Origin of the sequence: Paenibacillus sp. FSL M7-0134 (assembly GCF_038007865.1) — a bacterium.
Classification (GTDB): Bacteria; Bacillota; Bacilli; order Paenibacillales; family Paenibacillaceae; genus Paenibacillus; species Paenibacillus polymyxa_B.
In genome coordinates this window covers 888,108-912,111 of the sequence record NZ_JBBOXV010000001.1, presented here as the reverse complement: position 1 = coordinate 912,111, position 24,004 = coordinate 888,108, and the positions used below count along the sequence as shown (strand labels likewise).

Here is a 24,004-nt window from a genome sequence, read left to right as displayed (position 1 = left end):
TTACCATGCATGACAAGATGAATGGAACGTCTTTGCCGAAAACGTCGTTTCTGTCCGCCTTTGCTGGCGCAATTGTGTTAGCGCTGGTTCATCAATATCTGTTTTACGGACATGGGCTGGGCGTGTCTATGCCAATTTTTGTTATTGTGTTTTACGCCTATATGTATGCCTTTAATCGAGATCGTTTCCAGTTAGGATCATGGATAGGGCGTTTACTGTTTGTGATCATTTTCATGCTGGCATTGACATATGCGCTGTTCAATAATCCGGTCCTATATGTGTTAAATGCGCTGGCGATACCTGCTCTGATTAGCGTACATATGGTGCTGCTGTTTGGGGAGAAAAGGCATGGCTGGTCGGAACCCGGTATTATTGGTCAGGCGTTAAGCCATTGGTTTTATCAAAACTTTCGTCATATCGTGACCCCGTTTCGGATGGTTAAGACAGTAGCCCTTCGGAATGTGAAGGATGAGCGTAAGCGTGTATTGGGCAAAGTGATAATCGGTTTGCTTATTGCCTTGCCGCTACTGTTCATCATCATATCTTTGCTGGCTTCGGCAGATGGGATGTTCGAAAAGCTGTTATCTGGCATACCCGATTGGATCGGCACACTGTCCTTTGGGAGTGGCATGCTGCGGCTGATCTGGACCTGCTTTTTCACCTTCTGTTTCTTCTGCTACTTGTGGGGATTTGTACAGCCTGCTCCGCGTAATACGCAAAGAGAGACTCAATCATGGCACGGGTTAAATGAGCGCACGAATGGTCCAACCACCGAGTATGATGGTCATTCTTCAGTGATGATTGACCGACCAACGGTGCCTTACCACGAGCCGGTCGCGATCAAGTTTGATCCTGTAATTACCGCTACGGTGCTGATTGTCATGAATTTGGTGTATGTTGTGTTCGTTGTGTTGCAGTTCGGATATCTGTTTGGTGCATGGGAAGGTGCTCTGCCCGAAGGAACCTCGTATGCTGAATATGCGAGAAGAGGATTCGGGGAGCTGGTTATGGTAACAGGTATCAACTTTGTGCTGATGATCAGTGTATTGAAGTGGACTGAATTTGGATCAGGTATAGTGCAAAAAATGAACAGCGGCCTGCTGTACATACTCGTGGGTTGTTCGGGTGTGATGCTGTACTCGGGATATACCCGGCTGGTTATGTACGAAGAAGCATACGGCTATACGTACACCCGCTATTTGGTACACGCGTTTATGATTTTTCTGGGCTTGCTACTGCTTATTGCAGCAGTGCGCATTCATTTCCGTCAACTGCCGTTGGCGAAATATTATATTGTACTCGCTCTGGTCGCCTATGTCGTCGTGAACTATGTGGGCATTGATATACGGATTGCTGAAAATAATCTCGAACGATATCGTACGACATCGGTGATAGATAAGGAATATTTGAGTGAGCTATCGGCAGACGCGATTCCGCTGCTGATTGACTTTAGCCGTAAGGAACATGGAGCGCTGGATGAGTTTTTACAAGCCCGTTTGACAAGCATGACGAGAGAAGAATCGGCTTGGCCTGAATTCAATTGGGCAAAGTATCGAGCGCAACGGGAATTGCACGACTATATTTTGGAATGAGAGGTGTTTGGGAATGATCGGAATAGATGCAGTACAGGGTATGGTATTGGAGCTACAGGATGAGATGTCACAGTATCAGCATCAGTTTGGGGTAAGACGAAACCATTTTCTCGCGGAGGCTATGTCCTACGGAATGAGTGAGGAGGAATGCCAGTCTTATGCTATCCAGAGTATTGGTCCGGTCGTTCCCGTCGCCTGTATGCCTACGTTGGCCCCCGGCAAAACCCGACCGCTCAGTCCAATGTTGGCAGCGCGGTACCGATATGCGGGGGATTGGAAGGACATCGACGAGCATCTGCTCCTGCCAGATGAAGTGCTGCGGATCGCAGGTACAGAGCAGTTCCGCAGCTGGATCAGCGATATGCGGAATTACTGGGTGGAATCGGCTCCATACCGATTCGGGGATGATCGTCTTTCGCTGCTGTCGGTTGCGAGCGAGGAAGAGGGTCACTTTTCCATGCTCGTCTGGAAGGAGCCTGGTGAAGAGCCTGAAGTATGGACGTATGCTTTGCAGCATGAATACCGATTCAGTCATCTGCTCCATTGGTTCAAGTGGCTGAACGGGCGCAGTGAAGAATGAGAGGTACAGATGATGAAAAAGAATCGTAATTGGGTCGTGCTATTTATCGGCATCGCTCTGATGATGGGGGCAGCAGACTATTTAACACAAGCTAAGCCTACGACTCCTCCTGAGCTTATCGTTCCAACCGTAATCAGTGAAGAAAGCCTTCAGTTGTGAGAATGAAGTTAATTTTTTGTAGTATTACGTTGTTAAAGTAAGCCGGAAATCACCCTAATAGTTGAGAGGGAATTGAGGCCAACATCAATGAATGTGGAGCCATTCAGATGTTCAAGCGACTCCGTCATTTCCTCTACAGCTTATATTCAGGGGGAATTTCAATGGCTAGAAGTGCAAGTACTTACGCGTCTGTAATTGACGGTTTTAAGGTAGAAACGAACAAAAAGTATTCGCCAGTAGGTGGAACGAAGTGTAATATTTTTGCACAAGATGTGATGTCTGCGATGTCGGCTTCCCTGCCAAGTGGCTTAGCCAATCAAATGGCTGATGCTTTACTGAATAAAAAGGCGCCGGGCTGGGACTCTGTAACCTTTCAGGATGCTCAAAAAAGAGCAAATCTAGGGTATCCTACCATCGGGATCAAAAAAGCGGATGGGCATGGTCATGTAGTCGTTGTCAGACCGAAGGGTTCATCGATTACGATTTTGAAAGAGGTACAGGTTGCTCAGGCGGGAACCAAAAATTATAACAGTAATACCATTAACTACTCGTGGGTGGCAGCAGATCTGCCTGGAGTGAAATTCTACACACACGACTAATTATATTCAAGGTATTGGAAATCTAATGACCCCGGAAGCAGATCCACTCGATCTGTCTCCGGGGTCGTCTTTTTTATTTTGAAACGGAATGTTTAGATACAATGAACGCTTTGCCTGGCTTGCTAAAAGCAACAGCATAGCCATTGGAGAAGGAGGAGGATTCCACTCTGTACTCAAGTTTAGTCAGCAGTTGCCCCTGACGATTGATGTAACCGAATTTGCCGTCTGAGACGGATGATTGTGTTTGTTTACCGACTAAAGCAAGGCCTTCTTTGAACGGAGTAGTAACATCATATTTTTGTTGATATTTAATGACCAGTGCTCCACTTTTATTAATAAATCCGACTTCGTTTTTTGCATTTTTCACACTCGCCAGGCCTTCACTAAAATCCTGGGCATCTGTAAATTTAAAGGGAATCACGACTTTTCCCTGTTTATTGATGAATCCCCATTTCCCCTTGGTATTTTGCACCGGGGCCAATCCTTCCGAAAAGTCTCCGCCAGATTTATATTGAGGAGGAATGACTTCTTTCCCTACTGTATTGATATATCCGTATAACCCTTTGCTATTCTGAACAATAGCCAAGCCATTCGAGAAACCACGACTGTATTTGTATTTATAAGGAATCGCTAGTTGACCAGAGGCATTCACAAAACCGATCTTACCAGTGTTAGGGGCGTAGGCGAGGGCCAGACCGTCTGTAAATACATATTCTGACTCCACATTTTCTTTAAAATGAGAAAGGATTTTTCCCGTTCGATCTATAATTGCATTTTCTTTGGTGTCTGCTATGGTTACCTTTGCTTTTCCTTCAGAAAAGAAATTGGCTTCGGTATATTGGCAAGGGATGACCAGTGCCCCTTTGGTGTTAATGTATCCATAGAGATTGGTTTTTGTATTTTTGACTACGGCTCGCTGCTCATGAAAATCACCAATGGGTTTAAGCTCGGCGGGAAGTGAGAAAGCTTTCTCTCCTTTGGAATTGTAATACACGAGGTTTCCAGCAGATGTTTCAGCGGCTAATAAGCCATCATGAAAAGCACCATCGCTCAGCGGGCGAGCAACGTTGTAATCCAGAGCAGTTTTAGAAACTTCAATGGTTGTTGTGCTGGATGCGGCCCAGCCTGTTCCAATAACGGAGAGGCTAGTAACCAGAATTAATGCAGCTAATCCTAACTTTTTTAACATGCATAAGCTCCTTTGTGAGTTGACTTTTTAACTTCAGGCTTCGAAAAATCTTACCCTCATACGTAAGGTCTTCCATAATATAGACGATAAAAATGTAGGAATGTTTCTTGATATTCTAAATTTTTCTAATTTTCAGCACATGAGAAAGCCCTGCTTCCAAGTATGACACTTGCTATTCTCATCTCTACTCATCTCTTCTCACCCCAGCTATTCTTTGGCTACGGAGGGGCTATCAAGTTACTCCGTAAGCTCATGTTAGCATTTTACAGAATCGAATAACATATCATTTGGCAGAACCTCTTATAGTGAAAATCGATTACTATTGAGAGATTAAAGATAAGAGATCACGTTCATTTTCAAGAAAAAAAGTGAAGAAACAGTGTCATTTTAAAAAAAGTCTATACATATAAATTAAATGTATAGACAAATCAAAAGACTGGATTTATAATTACGCTGTAAACGTTTTCTAGTACTTAACATCCAATCAGACCTTGAAGGGAAGGAACAATCATGAAGAAAATTTTGCTGGCGTGCAGCTCAGGTATGTCTACAAGTTTGCTGGTTACTAAGATGCAGGATTATGCTAAGTCCATTGGAGACGAGGCTGAAATTTGGGCAGTAGGTCAAGATCAGGCGGCAGAAGATATGGCTAAGGCTGACGCAGTATTGATTGGCCCGCAAATGAGTTTTCTTAAAGGACAGCTGGAAAAGGAAGCAGCCCAATATGGTATTCATGTAGAAGTGATTGACATGATGGCATACGGGATGGTTGACGGTAAGAAAGCCTATGAGCAAGCAGTGAAGCTGGTGGAACGCAAAAATGGATAAAGTCAATATAGCTGAACTGACGGAAGAGCAAATTAGTTTCCAACTTATTCTTCATAGTGGAAGCGCTCGCAGTAAAGTAATTCAGGCGCTGACCGAATATCGAAATGAGAATGTAGAAGGGGCGGACGAACTGCTCAAACAAGCCAAGCAGGATTTACGTGCTGCGCATGATATCCATTTTCAAATGGTTAAGAAGGAAGCGGGAGGTACCCAAACTCCTTTCTCGCTCCTTCTGATGCATGCCGAGGATCATCTGATGTCCACGGTTACCATGAAGGATCTGGTTCTAGAATTGCTGGAGCTGTTCAAATCCAGAAATTTATAACGGAACATGTAAGTTTGAGAAATTTGGGACATGAAAAGCTTGCAACCCTATTGATGCAAGTCACTTCGCGGGGAGGAATAGGCTTTGTTTGAAAAATTAAGCCGGATACTGATACCTATTGCCGGTAAACTGAACAACAACCGCTATCTTACTGTACTGCGTGATGCATTTATGCTGTCATTTCCATTAACGGTTTTTGGCTCCATTATCGTCGTTATTATCAATCTGCCGTTTCTAAAAGGGTGGATGGGCGACGGCAATTATGCGACTTTTAGCAGTCTGCTGAACATTGCGCCTAATGCCACACTGAATATCATGACCTTATTTGTAATCGTCGGGATTGGGTATTACCTATCTCGAAGTTATAAGGTCGAGCCCATATTTGGCGGCATGATTGCGTTGGCTAGTTTCTTGATGCTCACCCCGTTTGTGTTGACACAAGAAAGCGGTGCCACGATTGCTGGTGTCATTCCGGTTGATCGGATTGGTGCCAAAGGCATGTTCCTTGGTATGATCGTCGCTTTTATTGCGGCAGAGATATACCGAAAGGTGACGCAACGAAATTTTGTCATTAAAATGCCTCCAGGCGTTCCGCCGGCAGTTGCCAAATCATTTGCCGCTTTGCTTCCGGCATGTATTACATTGGGCATATTTTTGATCATTAATGTTGTAGTTACACTGACCCTTCATAATAACCTGCATGATCTGATTTATCATGCTGTACAGGCACCTCTGGTGCATTTGGGCAGTGGCATTATACCTACATTGATTGCTATTTTCTTTGTTCAGCTTTTATGGTTCTTTGGGCTTCATGGTCAAATTATTATTAACTCGGTTATGGACCCAATCTGGAATACGCTGGCACTTGAAAACTATGAAGCGTACTCCAAAGGAGCAGAACTGCCGCATATCATCACCAAGCAGTTTGTGGATATTTACACCGTAGGTATCGGTGGTACAGGTATGACACTGGCTGTCGTGCTTTCGATTCTGATCTTCCTGAAGAGTAAGCAATTGAAGCAGGTCAGTAAGCTGGCCCTTGGACCGGGTCTGTTTAATGTCAACGAACCCGTCATATTCGGTCTGCCGATTGTGATGAATCCGCTTATTTTTGTTCCATGGGTTATTTCTCCAATGATCGTTACGCTGATTACTTACTTTGCCATGACCACTGGGATTGTGCCGCCGCCAAACGGAATACAGGTTCCTTGGACGATGCCGTTGTTCTTTAGTGGAATGATGGCTACGGGCTCCCTGATGGGTGGCGTGCTGCAGTTGTTTAATATGGCTGTCGTCTTTGTCATCTGGTTCCCGTTCCTGAAAATTATTGACCGGATGAACGTTCGTAAAGAGCAGGAAGAGGAGCTTAGCCAAGCAGCCATTGCTGGTAAGGATCAAACTGTTGGAATGTAATGTGGATAAGCTGCTAGATTAGCAGCTTATTCATTGCAAAAGAGAGAGGAGTAGAGCTGTGAATCATACCGAAATGAAAGATACAGAGCAGCAAACCATTCAATACCGTTTTCCATCCGACTTCTGGTGGGGCTCATCGGCTTCGGCTACCCAAACAGAAGGAACCGTGGAGGGAGACGGCAAAGGACCGAACATTTGGGATTATTGGTTTGAGCAGGAGCCGAACCGTTTTTATGACGGGGTTGGACCTGGCGAAACGTCCCGTTTCTATACCCGTTACAAAGAAGATATTGCACTCATGAAAGAGCTTGGTCACAACTCTTTCCGGTTCTCTATTTCCTGGTCGCGTCTGTTTCCGGCAGGGAAAGGTGCAATAAACCAGCAGGCGGTTCAATTCTATAATGCCGTCATTGAAGAGTTGCATCAGGCGGGTATTGAGCCGTTTGTGAACTTGTATCATTTTGATTTGCCGATGGCTTTACAGGAAAGTGGAGGCTGGGTGAACCGGGAGACGGTCGAGGCTTACGTGGATTATGCTAACACTTGCTTTGAGCTATTCGGGGATCGTGTAGCCAAATGGTTTACACATAACGAGCCGATTGTCCCGGTGGAAGGCGGCTATCTATACGATTTCCACTATCCGAATGAAGTGGATTTCGGTAAAGCCGTACAGGTGGGATATCATACCCTGTTATCGAGCGCCAGTGCTATTAAGGCTTACAGAGAAGGCGGTTATAAGGGCAAAATCGGAATTATTTTGAACCTGACGCCAACTTATCCGCGTAGTCAGCATCCGGCAGACGTGCAGGCTGCTGAAATATGCGATGCGTTCTTTAACCGTTCCTTTTTAGACCCATCTGTGACGGGAGAATTCAATCCTTTGCTCGTGGAGCTGTTACGCCAAGAGGGATATGTACCAAGCATGGAAGACGGAGATCGGGAGATCATACGCCAGGGCACTGTGGACCTGCTGGGGATTAACTATTATCAGCCACGCAGAGTTAAGGCTCGCGAAAGTCTGCCGAACCCGGATGCGCCTTTTGTGCCGGAACGTTTCTTCGATTATTACGTCATGCCTGGTCGCAAGATGAATGAAATGCGGGGCTGGGAGATTTATGAGAAAGGCATTTACGACATTCTGACCAATGTCAGAGAAAATTATGGAAACATTGAATGCTTCATTTCGGAAAACGGAATGGGCGTTCAAGGTGAAGAAAAGTTCAGAGATGAACAGGGCATGATCCGCGATGACTATCGCATTGATTTTATCCGTGAGCATCTCAAATGGGTCCAACGAGCGATCTCAGAAGGCTCCAATGTGAAGGGCTATCACCTATGGACGTTTATGGACAATTGGTCCTGGACGAATGCTTATAAGAATCGCTATGGTTTTGTGTCTGTCGATCTTCAGGACGGTGGCAAGAGATCCGTTAAACAGAGTGGGCACTGGTTCAAACAGGTGATCGAGAATAACGGATTCTAAGGTGGTCCTCTGGACCGCCTTTTTTTCTTCATCATCGTCAAAGAACTGTGCTGTACGTCGCTGGTGAGAAAGTATAATGTTCGGTATACTTACTTATACCGTAATACCTTAACGTCCCGCCTGCAGAACAAAAAGAACCAGCGCTACCGATGTTTTGGTAAAATGCTGACATAAAACAATTTTTAGTACAGGTGGTAGACAGATGAACAAATACGAGCGGATTGCACAAGAGGTCAAAGAGCGGATTATGAATAAGACCTATAGCAGTGATGATCCGATTCCCGATGAGATCTCACTGGCAAAAGAGTTTCGTGTAAGTCGGATGACGATTAAGCGGGCATTGGACACATTGGTGATGGATGGGTTGCTGAATCGTAAAAGAGGACACGGAACCTTTATCGTCAAATCAGTTCACAATGGCCCTGTTAACGTTGTCGTAAATGAAATGCTGGGGTTAACCAACGTACTGCGCGGGAAAGAGATCAAAAATAAAATCGTCGCCTTTGACGTTCAATTTCCATCCGAAGAGGTAGCGACCCATCTATTTATTGATGCAAATTCTCCTGTATATCATGTGATCCGTCTGCGTGTCGTGGAGGGTGAGCCCTACGTTATCGAGCGCACATACATGCCCACGAAGCTGATCAGCGGTATTACAGAGGAGGTGCTGTACGGCTCGGTGTACAAACATATTAAGGAGGAGCTGGGACTTAATATTGTCGGTTCACACCGTACCATCCGGGCATCCAAGTCAACGGAACTGGATCGTGAGCATTTGGACTGCGCAGCGGATGATCCAATCTTGGAAATTGAGCAGGTGGGTTATCTGGATACAGGTATACCATTTGAATACTCGTTCTCGCGGCATCGGTACGATAAATTTGTGTTTACCACAGTGAATCGAATGCGTTGATTAGTAAAAAAATAAGCATAAGGGTTCGAGCTACATATTCTCGAATCCTTGTGCTTTTTTGTGTTTACAATAAGTTTAAGGGAAAATGAGATGCTTTATTTTTTACAATAAGCAATAAAACTTTCTATCCATTGTATGGTTATAGTTTCGCGTAAAATAGCACCATCTAATACAAGATAATCGCCAAAATTATCACTATCAAGAGGAGGAATAGTTTCATAACGTTCTTTATTTTTGCGTAAATGTTCCAGCCTATCTTGATGTTGAAGCAGCTGATGTTCCAACAAATATAATCGGGTTGTTATATCCAGATGATTAGAAAAATACATTCTCAGCCTAAACACATCTTTGGGAGTGGGTTCAATAGGCTCTGCTTTTTTTAGCCATTGTAAAAAATCTTCTTTGCCATTCTCCGTAATCGAATACAATTTTTTTTCTAAAATTTCTCCGCTAATTTGGATCTCGTAGACGATAAGTCCCTCATTAAGCAGTTTTTTTAATTCTGGATAGATCTGACTATGCTTTGCAGTCCAAAATTCGCCTAAATCTTTACTGAATTCTTTACCTATATCATAACCAGTCATAGGTTCTTTATTTAACAAGCCCAGAATGGCATATTTTAAAGTTCTCATAAGGCACTCTTCCTAACATTTTCGTCGTTTATTGGTTAAGTATAACATATTTAGCGAGTCCACAATAAGATTGATATATTATTGAAAACATATTTAATAAAACATATAACTACATACATGTTCCTGTTGATATATTGCAAAGCACGTGTTAATATTATTTCGAAATATGTGAATGATTTCACAATACAACGACGAGGGAGAAGAAGATCTCAGTGGAACTTACAAAAAAGAGATGGATTATTCTGATTGCAAGCTGTTTTATTAATCTGTGTATTGGATCAATTTACGCGTGGAGTGTATTTTCTGCCCCAATGGCAGAATATTTGAGCAGCGTCACAGGACTTAGTTTAACACCGGGGAATTTGGCTATTGCATTTACGATTACAAATTCGGTAGGTCCTATCACGATGATTTCAGGTGGCTGGATTAATGATCGATTCGGGCCCAAGAAAGTGATCTTTGTAGGGGGCTTGCTATTTGGAGGCGGTATGATTTTATCAGGATTTGCAACATCTGTAGGTTACCTGGTATTGGCTTACGGTATCGTACTCGGCCTAGGAACGGGAATGGTTTACGGATGCACAATTAGCAACTCTATTAAGTTTTTCCCTGACAAAAGAGGATTAGTTGGCGGTATAACAACGGCTGCTTATGGAATAAGCTCAGTTATTATACCTCCTATTGCCAATAGTTTAATCAGTAGGTCTGGTGTGACATCAGCATTCATTATCATCGGTATAGCATTTCTTATTATTGTATGTGCTGCTTCTTTCTTCATTGAGAAATGTCCATCTGACTTTGTTCCTGCAGGATGGACACCCAAGACTGTAAATGTTGGCCGTTCTATTCAGAACGACAAAGACTGGAAAGGCATGCTCTCAAGCCCTCTGTTTTATATCATGATCTTGTTATTAATGTGTGGTGCTTTTGCCGGACTCATGTGTACATCACAAGCTTCTCCTATAGCTCAGAAAATGATTGGTATGTCTGCGGCAGCCGCTACGACAGTTGTTTCCGTATTGGCATTGTTTAACACGGGCGGACGAATCGTTGCAGGCTATATTTCGGACAAAATCGGTCGAATCAATACCCTGGCTTTTTCTTCTGTCTTTTCGGTCATAGGGCTCACATTGCTTTATTTTTCAGGCGAAGGTAGTGTGTTGACATTCTATATTGGTATTTCAGTTATTGGTTTATGTTTTGGTGCACTGATGGGGGTATTTCCTGGATTTACTGCCGATCAGTTTGGTGTGAGAAATAATAGTGTGAATTATGGAATTATGTTTATTGGATTTGCAACAGCAGGATACTTTGGCCCATCGATTATGAGTCATGTTTACAGCACAGACAGTAGCTATCAGAGAGCCTTTGTCATTGCGGCCGTACTTGGCATAACCGGACTTGTTCTAACATTTGTATATAAGTTCACTACCCGAAAAAATCAGAAGATGGCTGTGGATATGAATCAGAAAGCTATCAATTAACCCATAGCAATAAATACAGATAAGGAGCATGAGATCATGCAAAGAAAATATCCCAATCTATGTAAACCAATTACAATTGGAAATGTGACTTTCAGAAATAGAATGTTTGGCTCTCCTATGGGAGGTACAGATATTACAGCTGACTGCACTATTGGACCGAAATCTACAGCTTTTTATGAATTAAGAGCAAAAGGCGGTGCTGCGTCAGTTACGGTCAGCGAAGTCGTGGTTCATCCTGAGACGGAAGCTTCCCATATGTACCATCTGGATCTGGGGACAGTAGATTCTCTTGCTAGTTTTACCTATACTGCAGACGCTATTCGCCGTCACGGGGCAATTGCCAGTGTGGAATTGTCTCATTCTGGACAGTATGCAGGAACTTATCTGACTGACAAAAATAAGAAACAAGGACTTGCTCAGTGGGGACCCAGTCCAGGAGTACGTCCAGACGGCAGAGAAGTAAAGGAACTTACGCAAGAACTAATTGCTGACATTGTAGCAGCTTATGGTAGATGTGCTGGACTGGCCAAGAGAGCAGGTTACGAAATGATTATGGTTCATGGCGGACATGGATGGTTAATTAATCAGTTTTTTTCTCCTTATTTCAACCGCAGAACAGACAAGTATGGCGGATCTTTGGAAAACAGGGTGCGTTTTGCACAGGAGGTTCTTGACTGTGTTCGTAAAGCTGTGGGTTCTGGCTTCCCAATCGAGTTTAGAATGAGTGGCTCAGAGTTATTTGAAGGCGGCTATGGTCTGACAGAAGGTATAGAAATTGCTAAATTAATCGAATCAAGAGTCGACTTGCTTCATGTATCTGCAGGAACCTATCAGACAGGATTTGGTATCACACACCCTTCGATGTTCTTGCCTCATGGAAGTAATGTTTATCTTGCAGCAGAGATTAAGAAGCATGTAAGTGTTCCGGTTGCAACGGTCGGCGGATTAAATGACCCGGCACAAATGGAAGAAATCATTGCCAGCGGTCAGGCGGATGTTGTTGAAATGGCTCGCGCACTGCTTGCTGATCCAGAGCTTCCAAGAAAGGTGATGAGCAACCGCGACGAGGACATTATTAAATGTCTGAGATGCTTCACCTGTATGGCAGAACGTGCAGAAACATCCACAAGACGCTGTACAGTTAACCCATTAATTGGTCGTGAGATGGATGGAACAGAAATTTACCCTTCCCCTAATCCACGCAAGGTTTTAGTAGCCGGTGGAGGCCCAGGCGGGCTTTATGCAGCTCTTACTGCAGCCAAACGCGGACATAAAGTTATTCTATGTGAGAAGGCTGACGAGATAGGCGGTATTTTGAGGGGAGAGCAGGCGATTCCTTTTAAATATGAGATGTATGAATTAGGTGTTACTCTCGGAAAGCTGGCTAAAGACGCTGGCGTTGAGATCCGTTTGAATACACCTGTTACTAAAGAGTATGCAGAGAAAGAAAATGCTGATGCGTTAATTATCGCAGCTGGTTCCACAGCAATTGTTCCTCCAATTCCTGGATTGAATGGTGATAACGTAGTCATTGTTAATAACTACTATCTGGAGAAGGATAGGGTCAGCGATAGCGTAGTCGTATTGGGAGGCGGTCTGGCAGGCTGTGAAGCAGCAATTCACCTTGCCCAGGAAGGTAAGACGGTTCATCTGGTAGAGATGAGAACGGAGCTGGCTCCGGATGCTAATATTAGACATCGTCCGATTATGCTAAAAGAAATCGAAAAGAATAACATTCAGGTTCATTTAGGATTTAAAGGGCTGAGTGTTACACAAGAAGGTGTTGCTTGCGCTGATCAAAATGGTGAAGAACATTTTGTTCCAGGTACTTCAGTCATTTGTGCGCTTGGACAACGTCCAAGAAGAAACGTAGTAGATGAGTTAATTGATTGTGCACCTTATGTTGCACAAATCGGAGATTGCGTTAAGGCATCTACTATCACGACTGCAATATATCAAGGATATCATGCAGCGCTTGATATCTGATTATCTGCGACTCACTATCATTGCCCGGCATGGGACACTTCAGGAGTCTAAGAGAGGTACTCGAACATAGCGGTTCAACACAAATTGCACAGCTCCTGCAAATGGGTACAACATTGCGCAAGAGCTGTGCGATATTTTTTTAAGGATTAAGGCAATATTCCAAGTGTGAAAGTTAATTGCCAAGCAATCTTACTTCATGCACCGTCGGGGTATACCAGTTGTTCGGGTTATTGAATAGCACTGCATTTACAAGGTTGATTCGCACGTAGCGAGCTTGAAAATTGACTTTGTCACTGGTAAAACCATACGTGGTATTACCTGTACGATCAATCGTGGAGTAGTTAACTCCATCCATGCTGTATTCAATTTTATATTTGTAATACGCTTCAGATCCTTTGTACATAAACCATGAAATATCCACTTCGCTGATGGTCTTGGTACTGCCTAAATCGACCTGCCACCAAGCGGGCCAGGATGCGGAGGCAGCCTTCCACGAGGTTTGGGCGTTGCCGTCGTTCGCCAGTGAAGCTGGAGAACTGGATGCGGCTGAGCTAGCAGTCGCTGTTTTGCCCTGTGCGTGATTCACAAGGGACGGCAGGATTACTGTGCCTGTCGCAGCATCCAGATCCCAGCTACTGTACCAGTTCAGGGTTGCTGTTTTGTTGGAGTCATTCAGAGTTAGTGGCAACCAGATGAATTTGTGGTCGCTCAGATTGAGCGGATTCCAGCGATCGCCCATATAGATGTAGCTGGTTCCTGCGCTACCTGTAATCGTGGCGATGGAATGGATTTGCGAGCCGTAAGCCGCCGGATCACCGAAGGGCGACAGAGCAGACCAGCTTCCAGTCATGGAACTGGCGGTTGCGTAAGCGCCCTGATTCGGATACCAGCCAGATGCCTGAGAGGTGAACAGGTAGTAGATATTGTTCTTTTTCACAACAGCAGGAGCTTCGCGATAGCCATTTTCAAAAATCCAGCCAACGAACGCCTGCACACCTGTATAATCGGCTGTCAGCTTGAAGATCGCCATCGTATCATTGGCGCCGCCATTTTTACGGGAAGCTGTAATAAGGTAGCCGCTACCGTCCGTATCCGTGAACACCGTCATATCACGAGACTCGTAATTCAGTGGGCGGAAGCTGCCTTGGTAGGCAAAATTTCCGTCGGGTGTATCGCTGGTAGCGACGGCTACACGACCTAGTGAGTAGTCCGTGCCATTTTCATAGTGCGCCCATAGTACATATTTTCCGGTGGTTTTGTTGTAGATAACTTTGGGACGCTCGATTTTGCTCGAATTCAGCTCAGGGGCGGAATCTTTGGTGAGAATACTGCTGCGGAAGGACCAATTTTTCAAATCGGTTGAGGTATATACGTTCACTTTTTCAAATTTCCAGTTTTCGGCGTGCTCGCCGTACCAATAATAAGTAGAACCTACTTTTAGAATATTACCGCTGTTCGCCTGAATCGGGTTACCTGCGGTGTCTTTCCAATCCGCTCCGTTCGTAATGGCTGTGCTTGCTGTTGCGCTCAGGGATAGTTCAGCATTGGCGACGTCCAAACCATTCAGCGCTTGGTTCACCTCGGTCCCGTAGGTTGCTTGCGTAACGCCTGTTGTATTGGCGTGTGCTGTATCGGGTTGAAGACCCGCACTGGCCACTGCGAATAGGATACAAATCCATGCGGCTAACCATTTGCTGCTGTTGATCCACTTCACGATATCATCTGCCTCCTTTAACACGGATAGGATGGGTCGGAATGGCTTGTCCGGCACCTCATTTTCGATTTTACCCTAATTGGAAGCGTTTACAAGTGGAATAAATTGAAGTCTTTAGCATGGTGAAACTGTTGTTACGAGAAAGGACAAATCTGATCACTGCATACAAAATAGGTATATAGATATTTGAAACTTTGGGGAAAGCTCGTCAGTTATGTGGGAAGCGTTTGTAATTGTGCGTTTTGTCATTGACACGTTCACATTATTTTAAATTTAAAGTGACTGGAATCACATAAACGGTTACTTTATGTGGGTATACTTGCTTTAAATTGAGGGTTACAAATGGGACATATATTGAAATACCCTTTGTTATCTTATTTTGGAGAGAAGAGGGATACAAAGATGCTAAGTGAGCAAACCATTGCAACGATCAAATCGACTGTACCTGTTTTGGAGGTACACGGAACTACAATCACCAAGCGTTTTTACCAGATGATGTTTGAGGCCCATCCCGAGCTTCTCAATATATTCAATCACGCGAATCAGAAACAAGGACGTCAACAGGGAGCGCTGGCCAATGCTGTATACGCGGCTGCACAGCACATTGACCGTCTGGAGGAAATTCTTCCGGTGGTACGCCAGATTGCACATAAGCATCGCAGTTTGGGAATTAAACCCGAGCATTACCCTATCGTCGGAAAATATCTGCTCGCTGCGATCAAGGATGTACTGGGAGATGCGGCTACAGACGAGATCATTGCCGCATGGGCCGAGGCCTATGGTGTGATCGCTAATGTATTTATAGACGTGGAAGCTGAAATGTACAAGGAGGCTGGACAGCAGCAGGGAGGCTGGTCAGACTTTAAGAGCTTTGTTGTGCAGAAAAAGGTTAAGGAAAGCGACCAAATTACGTCCTTTTATCTGGTGCCGCAGGATGGACAGGTGTTGCCTGAATTCGAGCCCGGACAATATATCAGCTTAAAGATGGAAATCCCGGGAGAACATAATACCCACATTCGTCAATACAGTCTTTCGGATGCACCGGGCCAACCTCACTACCGAATATCTGTAAAGCGAGAGGATGCTGTAGAGTCCCGTCCGGCAGGTAAAGTATCCGTGTATCTGCATGAGCAGGTGCAAGAGGGCGATGTGCTTCAGGTATCTGCACCGGCGGGTGATTTTACGCTGGATCGGGCAGATCGCAGACCTGTCGTGCTGATCAGCGGCGGGGTCGGGCTAACCCCGATGGTCAGTATGCTGGCTTCCTTGGTGAAATCTGCTCCGCATCGGCCTATCACCTTTGTCCACGCAGCAGTCAACGGGGATAACCATGCTCTGCGTAATGAGGTAGAAAAGCTGGTCGCCACACATGCACAGGCTGCAGTTCGCTGGTGTTACAGCAGACCAACGGAGCAGGATCGGCTGGCACAGGCTTTTCACAAGGAAGGCCGTTTGGATCTGGCCTGGTTACAATCCGTGATACCGGAACGTAACGCACAATATTACTTTTGCGGCCCTGAGGGATTCATGCAATCGGTATACGGCCTGTTGAAGGAGTGGAATATCCCTGCTTCGGATATCCACTATGAATTCTTTGGTCCTGCTAGCGCATGGGAAGCAGAAGCACAATGACACAATGAAACATCAAAAAAGACGAAGGATAGTTGTCCTTCGTCTTTTTTTGCGATGATTACAATGGGAAATCCTGCTCATTGGGTACTACTTTTCAAAGTGCGCTCCTGTTTTCATAACAAGGGAGTACGCAAAAATTCCATACCTTGCGGCATATATGGGCGTAAAGCCTCCGGAATACGGATCGAACCGTCCTCTTGCTGGTGATGCTCCAGCAACGGGATCAGAATCCGGGGCGAAGCGACCGCTGTGTTATTGAGCGTGTAACAATATTTCAGCTTGCCGTCCGCATTGCGGTACCGGATGTTGGAACGGCGCGCCTGGAAATCAAGCAGCTGGGACGACGAATGTGTCTCGCCGTAAGCCTGGCGGCTGGGCATCCATGTCTCAATGTCCACCTGCTTGTAGGTTTTTTGCGCCATGTCGCCTGTACAGACAGCCATCTTACGGTAGGGCAGCTCCAGCAGTTGAAGCAGGTCTTCCGCATTGCGCGTAATCTCCTGAAACATCTGTTCCGAAGCGTCCAGGCTGGCTTCGCAGATGACGACCTGCTCAACCTTGGCAAACTGGTGCACACGATACAGTCCGTGCACATCCCTTCCGGCCGAGCCGACCTCATTGCGGAAGCATACGGACACGGCTGCCAGCCGAATCGGGTCCGTAACATCCACGATCTCACCGCTGTAATACGAGACCAGCGGCACTTCCGAAGTGCCTACAAGCCACTGATCCTCTCCTGTGATGCGGTACGTCTGATCCAGTCCGAGCGGGAAGAAACCAGTGCTGCGCATGGCCTCTGCACGTACCATCAGCGGAACATCCAGCAACTGGAATCCGCGTTCAGTCAGCAGATCCACCGCAAGCTGCTGCACAGCTCGATGCAATGCAACCCCTGCTCCCGTCAGATAGTAGTTACGGGTACCGGCTGTTTTGACACCCCGAGGGACGTCGATTAGCTTATGAAGCTCACCGAGCGTCATATGATCCTTTGGTTCAAATCCGAAGTTCGGAACCGGCCCGACCTGCTCCAGTTCAACATTATCCTCATCCGATCTCCCCCATGGCGTATCTGGCGATACGATATTAGGCATCAGAAGCAAGAGTTGTTGAAACTGTTCCTCTACTTCCTGTTGCGGGGCTTCCAGAAGATCTAGTCGTCCGTTAATTTCTTTGACCTGCCGCTTTGCCACTTCTGCCTGTTCACTCTGGCCGGCATGGATTAGCGCGCCAATATCCTGACTACATTGATTACGCTTCTGCCGAAGCTGTTCCACTTCCTGAAGTAGCTGTTTTCTCCGATCATCCAGGGTCAACAGCTCTGCGACCGATACCTGTATTCCTTTGCCGTCTGCTGCTGTCTGAACCTGTTCTTGATGCTCTCTGATCCATTTGATATCCAACATGACACCGCACTCCTTTTCGGATAAAAATACAAAAAGCGCCCTCATCCACATGGGACGAGGAGCGCTTTGATCTCGCGGTGCCACCCAAATTGACCAGACAGCATGACAGATGTCATAACTCTCCAATCCACTTTGCTCCGCTGTAACGGGCGGGTCCGGTTTACTTAGGTACATATCGCCATATCCTACGCTAACGTATGGTCCTTGGCGTAAACGCCTCCGAGTTGGATGCTCTTCACAGGCATAATATCGTTTGCTTTTTTGTTAGTATACGGATTTTTGGCAGGGTAATCAAGCTACAATAACTTATTAAGCTGCGATATACGGCCTTGTGCCACGCCAAGCCATTGTGCATATTCGCCCTGATTGGCACGGGGATGCTCATGCAGAAGTTCTCTTAGGCGTTGGATTAATTTTTGTGATGATTGGTTTACTCTCTTTCCTTTGTGCGCAGGTTTCTTAACCATTGGAGCAGGAGTGCGACTAACGAATTGTGCACGATAATGCTGTCCTTGAAACAGGAAGAAAACTTCAAAAAGTGTGGAAAGAAATCGATCAAAAAGATGGCTTTGCTCTTGGTAACTACTAGCTTTTTACTGGTATTGGTACTACCGGTTCAGGCTAAAGACTCAACTCTTGGCAAAGCCAAACTGCAAGAACACACTGGTACAGCTTGATTCAGGTTCTAATTTCATTACCACTGACCAGCCTAAACGCTGGTCTTTTTTGTTATATTATGCTGATTTTTGATTGCAAAAATAGCAATTAATATTTCCATATCCCAACCTAAAATGAGATTAATTAGGAGTGGATGTGATATGAATACAGATGAAACGCTAAATCAACAGTTGGAAGATGCCCGGCAACGATTGCATGATCTGTACGAACAATATAATTTCGGATATGCCTGTGTGCTTGAGCAGTCTATGTTTTTGGATGAACTGATAAATCAGTACAACCGTATGTTTCAGACCAAGAAGCTGACCCAAATGATACAACTAAACATCTTCATGCTTTCAGAGCCACATCAGCTATATTGTTTTTCTTGTCTTATGCCTAGTTCCGTTTAAATAAATGAAATAGATTCGACTTATGCAAAACTATTCCTCCTCTCAACTAATTAATAAATCATTCTATATAATGGATTTTTTAAAATAAAAATACATTAAAAAGTAATAAGTTTTGAGGTATAGGTAAGAATTGATACATATATTAATTTCAAAAACCAACCAATGACCATTAAAATCTATCCTTTGACCTAAAGGAAATGGCAATTCAATCTTGTTAAAAGCTTTGGAAGGTTAGCTATCTAGGAGAGGGGATTCATTTATAGGGGATTATTGAATTTTATGGTAGGAAAATAGAAGTTTTGTGATACAATTATTATTATAAATATTTCCTTTGATTAAAAATTATAATAATAATTCAATATTTTTGGTGATATGATTTCACATGCAAATTTCTCCACTCTACTTTTTGCTCGATTACATAACATTACATACTCACATATTTATTAGCGTTGTTAGTCGCTTTTTTTTGTAAGTTTCTATGCAAAAAAAAGTTTCTATAAAATAATATTATTGGAGGTATTTATTTGAAAAAGAAAAGTATTGCATTGTTTGCTCTATCATTAGCTCTATTTTCTGTTCCCGTTGTATCTGTTGCAAATGCTGAGGTAACTAATTCTAATATTGCTGTTAGTGAGTCAGCTACTTCACAGCCCGAAGTAGTTAAAGCCTACATAACTACAGAGAGTGGTTTGGAAGAAATCTCGTTAAATGAGTATCAAAAGCTCCTTTCTCAAGAACAGCCACAGACAGTCACAGCTCAAGTTTATGATAGCGGAAATAGGATTAGTCCAATGGCTGATACTGGTCTTGACTTTGTTTTTAAGCGTAAATTAATTCAATCCGCATATTATCCTCAACAATTACAAGTAGATCAGAAAACCGATATAACTGACTATATTAAAAATTCAAGTAAAACTACCACATTAACGCAAATGGTAGGTTGGTCAAAAAGTTTTTCGTGGAGTGCGAATATGACCATTTCCGCTAAATGGAATGACGCAGTAACTCAAGTTCTAGGAGGTGGCTGGTCGACTACTGAAACCCATCTTTATAATAGTTCTCTAACTGTTCAGCCTGGATATCAAGCGAAACTACAATTCACCCCTATTTATAAAGTAGTTAGAGGGGACCTGGTTGGTTATAATTATGTGGGCACGGTATTAGAGCGTATCAAAAATGTTACCATTAAATCACCTGTTAAACTTGCGGGTGGTAAAGTACAAGGTGTAGTCACAGTAGTAGAAAGAAGGCTCTAGTACTTAAATTATTAAGTTATAATGTAAAAGAAGAAGGCCTAGGCCTTCTTCTTTTTTTTCAAATATCCATATTCACTTATAATTAAGTAAGCTACTCCAATAATCAAAGCCATTACGGCAAAAACTTTTAAAGAACCAAACGGAGCATAAAAAGGATTTAACTGCCCGGCTCCTGTAATTGCTGCACAAAGATAATAAGAAGAATACAATATAGCAGATATAAAACAGAATATTGTTCCTGTCGCAGCCCTATTCATTGTCATCATCCTTTATAATTTTATGTAATAAATCCAAAAAATATAAACATGATTATTATAATCCAAAAGGTTGCGCACATCAACTTTTGGAGATTATCAATAGTCATCACTTCTTTTACCCCTCTCAGTCATCCTGACAGAATCAAAACGAAGGATGAATTTGTAAAAAAACTTCAGTCAAAATGAAGTGGTTTACAATGTTCCGGAGGCTACAGATAAAACCAAAGTAATTATTGCATATGACGTACTTATGTTAAGGAAGAATAACAATCGTTAAAATTTACACTCATTACAAAAAATAAGAAAGCTAATTTTAAGTGACATGCAGAAAGCCCTAAAGTCTGTGACGACTTTCATGAAAAAGTATTAATTTTGTGTAAGGAAGAATCCTACGGAGTTCTTCCTTTTTTTGTGGAAATCTAGAACGCTTAGATAAATCTGAACTATACACTCTACTTTATTTCTTTTTATGACTTACTTTTTTCATCATGATCCTTCCAATAAAAATAAATACAAAGAAAGATTAAGATAAGTGGAAATAAGTAAAAAGCATCATTAAACCCTGAGGAATGGGTGACTCTTAAATAGTATAAAAGCCAAAACATAGACATGCTTGCTATCAAAGCTATAGTGCCACTTATTGAATACATGTATATCTCCTTTCAATTTGGATTTCATGTTTGCGAAGGGGAAAGGTAGGCTTTATTTCATATGTATATCCATTCTACTTCATCTGCGAACATGAAACTGGAAGAATATATAAGTAAAAGCCCCAATTTAACGTCCAAAATGGGCTATAGTCTCTATAATGCCTTTTTAATTTCATGTAAAATGTAATGATTACCAAAATGGACAGCGATGGAGGAGAACATGGAGGATTTTAAAGATCGTTTACATACGATCCGCCAAGAACAGAACAAGCTGCTCAAGGAGTATCAAACATTAATCGCGGACTATGAAGCCTCAGATATCATTCTGGAGAATGAGGTTCTGCGAAAAAAGTTCGAGGATTATCAGGCTCGCTGCATTCACTTGGAAGAGCGAGTACGACATATTGAGCAGGAAAATGGAAAGCTGCGCACTGCGCTGACGGAGCAAATGCTGAGTGAAAAGGCGAATATGATCCGCATTTCGCGTGAAAAGCTGGAGACCTATTTTGCTTCCAGAACCGCAGAAGGGAAAAATCGGCTGACATCCTTTGAATATGGGGCTAAAAACCGGGTGGACCAGCTTATTCAGCAGACTACGCATGAGCTTAAAGAAGATCAGGACGAGATCGTCGCCAGATTACGACTGTTCTCAGAGGAGATTCGTGACCGGATCATGGAACAACGCGAGCGGTTTCAGGAGGCCGAGCGCCAATTGCTTCAGCAGACGGCAAGCGAGTTCCAGCAGTTCGGAGAAGAAGAGATCAGCGAGGAAACGATGCAGAAGCGCATGAAGCAAAATCAGTTTGAAATGAAGCTAGGCTTGAACTGGATCAACAAGCTGGGGATTTTGCTCATTATATTGGGTGTGGGAGCCGCTTTTAAATACTCATACTCGAACTGGTTTACAGGAAATATGAAGGGCGTGGCCTTCTTTCTGCTAGGAGCGTTGATGCTGGGCGGCGGGGAGTGGCTGTACCGCAAGCAGAAGCAGACCTTTGCGCTCGGTATTTTGGGCGGCGGTATTTCTGTGTTGTACGGATCGATTTTTTACAGCTACTTTTTGTTAGAAATCATAGGAATGTATACAGGCATAGGCTTATCCGTACTCGTTACGGTGACCGCTGTGCTCCTGTCATTAAGGTATGAATCCCGAACGATATGCTCTTTTGGTTTAGTAGGGGGATATCTCCCGCTCTTTTCCTATATGGCAGCGAACGGACTGGAAGGGAACGCCGTGTATATCGCCATGGGCTATTTGTTCCTGTTAAACTTGCTGATTCTGCTTGTATCCTTCCGCAAACGGTGGGTCGTCGTGCAATATATCAGCTTTTTACTTAATACGCCCTTGATGATTGTGCTGGCGTGGTTATCGGAAAGTGCCGTAGCGAGCATGCTGTATGCAGTCATTACATTTGCGATGTACCTCGGGATGACGCTGTGGGTGCCGTTCCGTTTAAAATCAAAACTGTCATGGCTGGATTTCTCCCTTTTGGCTCTGAATACAGTCGTGAGCTGTTCCGTTCTGTATTCTTTGTTCGGCGATGCAGGCCTGGATGATTATAAAGGCTTGCTGGCTCTCGTCTTTTGCTTGGTGTACGGGGGTCTGGGACAATGGGTCCGTCGATATATTCCAGAGGAGAAACAAACCAAAATATTATTTTATGCGACTTCGTTGACCTTTGCCATCCTTATGGTGCCGTTCCAGTTTGGAGTTAGATGGTTATCCATGGGCTGGTTGATCGAAGCGGTTCTTCTTACATTATATGGGCACCGTTACCGGTTGAAGGAATTGGAACGAGCTGGCTGGGGCATTTTATTACTGTGTCTGGGCGCATTCTTTTTCGTCGATTTCCCTATATATCTGTTGTCAGGATTTGAAACAGACTATTTTGGACTCAAATATACGCTCATTACACTGGGAATGTTAATCGTTACCGTCTTCTATGCGAGTGAATTTAGCCGTCCGAATGCTTTCAAAAACAATCGTTTGTACGAAATGCATATCATGCAAGGATTTAAATATGTAGCTTTGGTGAACGTGTATTTCTACCTTTTGTATGAAGCCGGGCATTGGTATAACATCGTCTTATCCGACGAGTTTGCTCATTACACCTTGTACAAAGTGTTGTTGTACACCTGCGTATCGCTGGTGTTGGCTTATTTCCTGCCTAAGGTGAGGTTGCTGTATGATCGGGTGATTAAATACTACAGCTTGGCGTTGTACGTCATAGGCTACGCGCTGGCACTGGTGATCACCGTAACGGTTCCAACCTTGCATGAAAATTATGCACAAAATACGGCTGCTGATTATGTGGCGTTAGTGGTACTCGCAGCCTTTAATGTGCTGGTATTCTTCAGCAGCAGGGATTTTCTGAACGCACTGATGACCCGACATTATAGAAGCAATGAGTTGTATCCGGTCATTATGGGTGTATATTTGCTGGGTATCATAACCGCCTTTCTCGGAGTTCAGTTCCGCCTGGGGGATGCTGGTCTTGTGTTCAGTCTGGTGTATTTGCTGCTGGCCATTTTGTATATTGTATACGGCTTCCTCAAGCGAGTGGTCTACATTCGCAGATTTGGATTGGGCTTGACCTTGCTGTCGACAGGTAAGCTGTTGTTGTATGATCTGCACCTGTTAACGACGGGGAGCACGATTGTAGCCTACTTCTCTTTTGGTGTTGTACTGTTGGCGATTTCGTATATTTATCAAAAAGTATCTAATCGCATGGGAGAGACCATAATAAAGAAGGATGTTGAAGAAAATATGTAGTTTTCTGTTGTATTTTGTAGATACGGAACATTATGAAAATAAATCCGGTAATAGTGAAAAATTATG

General features: G+C 43.9%; 20 protein-coding genes. 15 read left to right on the top strand and 5 right to left on the bottom strand.

Going from position 1 to position 24,004, the window contains the following annotated elements; translation table 11 throughout:
* Nucleotides 1-5: 5 nt before the first annotated feature.
* From NSQ58_RS03910 to NSQ58_RS03895, 4 genes are all read left to right on the top strand, one after another.
* A complete protein-coding gene (locus NSQ58_RS03910) occupies nt 6-1,592 on the top strand; it encodes a DUF4153 domain-containing protein (protein WP_028540869.1) in 1,587 nt (528 codons plus the stop codon).
* A gap of 13 nt (nt 1,593-1,605) precedes the next feature.
* The gene (locus tag NSQ58_RS03905; protein WP_028540868.1) at nt 1,606-2,172 is read left to right on the top strand and encodes a hypothetical protein; all 567 of its coding nucleotides are present in this window, start codon (nt 1,606-1,608) and stop codon (nt 2,170-2,172) included.
* Nucleotides 2,173-2,181: 9 nt separating this feature from the next.
* The gene (locus tag NSQ58_RS03900; protein WP_179085434.1) at nt 2,182-2,331 is read left to right on the top strand and encodes a hypothetical protein; all 150 of its coding nucleotides are present in this window, start codon (nt 2,182-2,184) and stop codon (nt 2,329-2,331) included.
* Nucleotides 2,332-2,492: 161 nt separating this feature from the next.
* On the top strand, nt 2,493-2,930 hold the full coding sequence (locus tag NSQ58_RS03895) for a hypothetical protein (RefSeq protein ID WP_023990966.1): 438 nt from the start codon (nt 2,493-2,495) through the stop codon (nt 2,928-2,930).
* 73 nt (nt 2,931-3,003) lie between these two features.
* On the opposite strand, the gene NSQ58_RS03890 is transcribed toward NSQ58_RS03895, so the two are convergent.
* A complete protein-coding gene (locus NSQ58_RS03890) occupies nt 3,004-4,119 on the bottom strand; it encodes a WG repeat-containing protein (RefSeq protein WP_341056930.1) in 1,116 nt (371 codons plus the stop codon).
* 510 nt (nt 4,120-4,629) lie between these two features.
* Here NSQ58_RS03890 and NSQ58_RS03885 point away from each other — a divergent pair.
* The 5 genes from NSQ58_RS03885 to NSQ58_RS03865 all read left to right on the top strand — a co-directional run bounded on the left by NSQ58_RS03885 (nt 4,630) and on the right by NSQ58_RS03865 (nt 9,081).
* Entirely contained in the window at nt 4,630-4,947 is a 318-nt protein-coding gene (locus NSQ58_RS03885) for a PTS sugar transporter subunit IIB (protein WP_013312603.1), read from the top strand.
* The gene (locus NSQ58_RS03880; protein WP_013312602.1) at nt 4,940-5,272 is read left to right on the top strand and encodes a PTS lactose/cellobiose transporter subunit IIA; all 333 of its coding nucleotides are present in this window, start codon (nt 4,940-4,942) and stop codon (nt 5,270-5,272) included. The genes NSQ58_RS03885 and NSQ58_RS03880 overlap by 8 nt, the downstream gene beginning before the upstream one ends.
* 84 nt (nt 5,273-5,356) lie before the next feature.
* Nucleotides 5,357-6,685: a PTS cellobiose transporter subunit IIC gene (gene celB / locus NSQ58_RS03875; RefSeq protein ID WP_023990964.1), complete on the top strand. Its 1,329-nt coding sequence runs from the start codon at nt 5,357-5,359 to the stop codon at nt 6,683-6,685.
* Nucleotides 6,686-6,758: 73 nt separating this feature from the next.
* Nucleotides 6,759-8,168 carry a glycoside hydrolase family 1 protein gene (locus tag NSQ58_RS03870; protein WP_254348595.1) on the top strand — a complete coding sequence of 470 codons (1,410 nt, stop codon included), beginning with the start codon at nt 6,759-6,761 and terminating at the stop codon, nt 8,166-8,168.
* Nucleotides 8,169-8,370: 202 nt separating this feature from the next.
* A complete protein-coding gene (locus NSQ58_RS03865; RefSeq protein ID WP_023990962.1) occupies nt 8,371-9,081 on the top strand; it encodes a GntR family transcriptional regulator in 711 nt (236 codons plus the stop codon).
* Nucleotides 9,082-9,176: 95 nt separating this feature from the next.
* Here NSQ58_RS03865 and NSQ58_RS03860 read toward each other — a convergent pair whose 3' ends face one another.
* Nucleotides 9,177-9,713, bottom strand: coding sequence for a PadR family transcriptional regulator (locus NSQ58_RS03860; protein WP_028540865.1), 537 nt, complete (start codon nt 9,711-9,713; stop codon nt 9,177-9,179).
* Between the two features lie 212 nt (nt 9,714-9,925).
* Between NSQ58_RS03860 and NSQ58_RS03855 the strand changes: the two genes are divergently transcribed.
* A complete protein-coding gene (locus NSQ58_RS03855; RefSeq protein WP_023990960.1) occupies nt 9,926-11,197 on the top strand; it encodes an L-lactate MFS transporter in 1,272 nt (423 codons plus the stop codon).
* Nucleotides 11,198-11,233: 36 nt separating this feature from the next.
* Nucleotides 11,234-13,183 carry an oxidoreductase gene (locus tag NSQ58_RS03850; RefSeq protein WP_341056929.1) on the top strand — a complete coding sequence of 650 codons (1,950 nt, stop codon included), beginning with the start codon at nt 11,234-11,236 and terminating at the stop codon, nt 13,181-13,183.
* A gap of 172 nt (nt 13,184-13,355) precedes the next feature.
* On the opposite strand, the gene NSQ58_RS03845 is transcribed toward NSQ58_RS03850, so the two are convergent.
* A complete protein-coding gene (locus tag NSQ58_RS03845) occupies nt 13,356-14,897 on the bottom strand; it encodes a family 43 glycosylhydrolase (RefSeq protein ID WP_340857430.1) in 1,542 nt (513 codons plus the stop codon).
* A 402-nt stretch (nt 14,898-15,299) separates the two neighbouring features.
* Here NSQ58_RS03845 and hmpA point away from each other — a divergent pair, with 402 nt between their 5' ends.
* Entirely contained in the window at nt 15,300-16,529 is a 1,230-nt protein-coding gene (hmpA, locus tag NSQ58_RS03840) for an NO-inducible flavohemoprotein (RefSeq protein ID WP_279833288.1), read from the top strand.
* A 113-nt stretch (nt 16,530-16,642) separates the two neighbouring features.
* Here hmpA and serS read toward each other — a convergent pair whose 3' ends face one another.
* On the bottom strand, nt 16,643-17,932 hold the full coding sequence (gene serS / locus NSQ58_RS03835; RefSeq protein WP_069081046.1) for a serine--tRNA ligase: 1,290 nt from the start codon (nt 17,930-17,932) through the stop codon (nt 16,643-16,645).
* An 818-nt stretch (nt 17,933-18,750) separates the two neighbouring features.
* Between serS and NSQ58_RS03830 the strand changes: the two genes are divergently transcribed.
* Both NSQ58_RS03830 and NSQ58_RS03825 read left to right on the top strand, forming a co-directional pair.
* Nucleotides 18,751-19,002 (top strand): aspartyl-phosphate phosphatase Spo0E family protein, encoded by a 252-nt coding sequence (locus NSQ58_RS03830; protein WP_053326396.1) that lies wholly within the window; start codon nt 18,751-18,753, stop codon nt 19,000-19,002.
* 524 nt (nt 19,003-19,526) lie between these two features.
* Nucleotides 19,527-20,258: a hypothetical protein gene (locus NSQ58_RS03825; protein ID WP_053326395.1), complete on the top strand. Its 732-nt coding sequence runs from the start codon at nt 19,527-19,529 to the stop codon at nt 20,256-20,258.
* 38 nt (nt 20,259-20,296) lie between these two features.
* Here the strand turns inward: NSQ58_RS03825 and NSQ58_RS03820 are convergent, their stop codons facing one another.
* Nucleotides 20,297-20,515, bottom strand: a complete 219-nt coding sequence (locus NSQ58_RS03820) for a hypothetical protein (RefSeq protein WP_053326394.1) — start codon at nt 20,513-20,515, stop codon at nt 20,297-20,299.
* A gap of 870 nt (nt 20,516-21,385) precedes the next feature.
* Here NSQ58_RS03820 and NSQ58_RS03815 point away from each other — a divergent pair.
* Nucleotides 21,386-23,938: a DUF2339 domain-containing protein gene (locus NSQ58_RS03815; RefSeq protein WP_071558049.1), complete on the top strand. Its 2,553-nt coding sequence runs from the start codon at nt 21,386-21,388 to the stop codon at nt 23,936-23,938.
* The last annotated feature ends 66 nt before the right edge of the window (nt 23,939-24,004 follow it).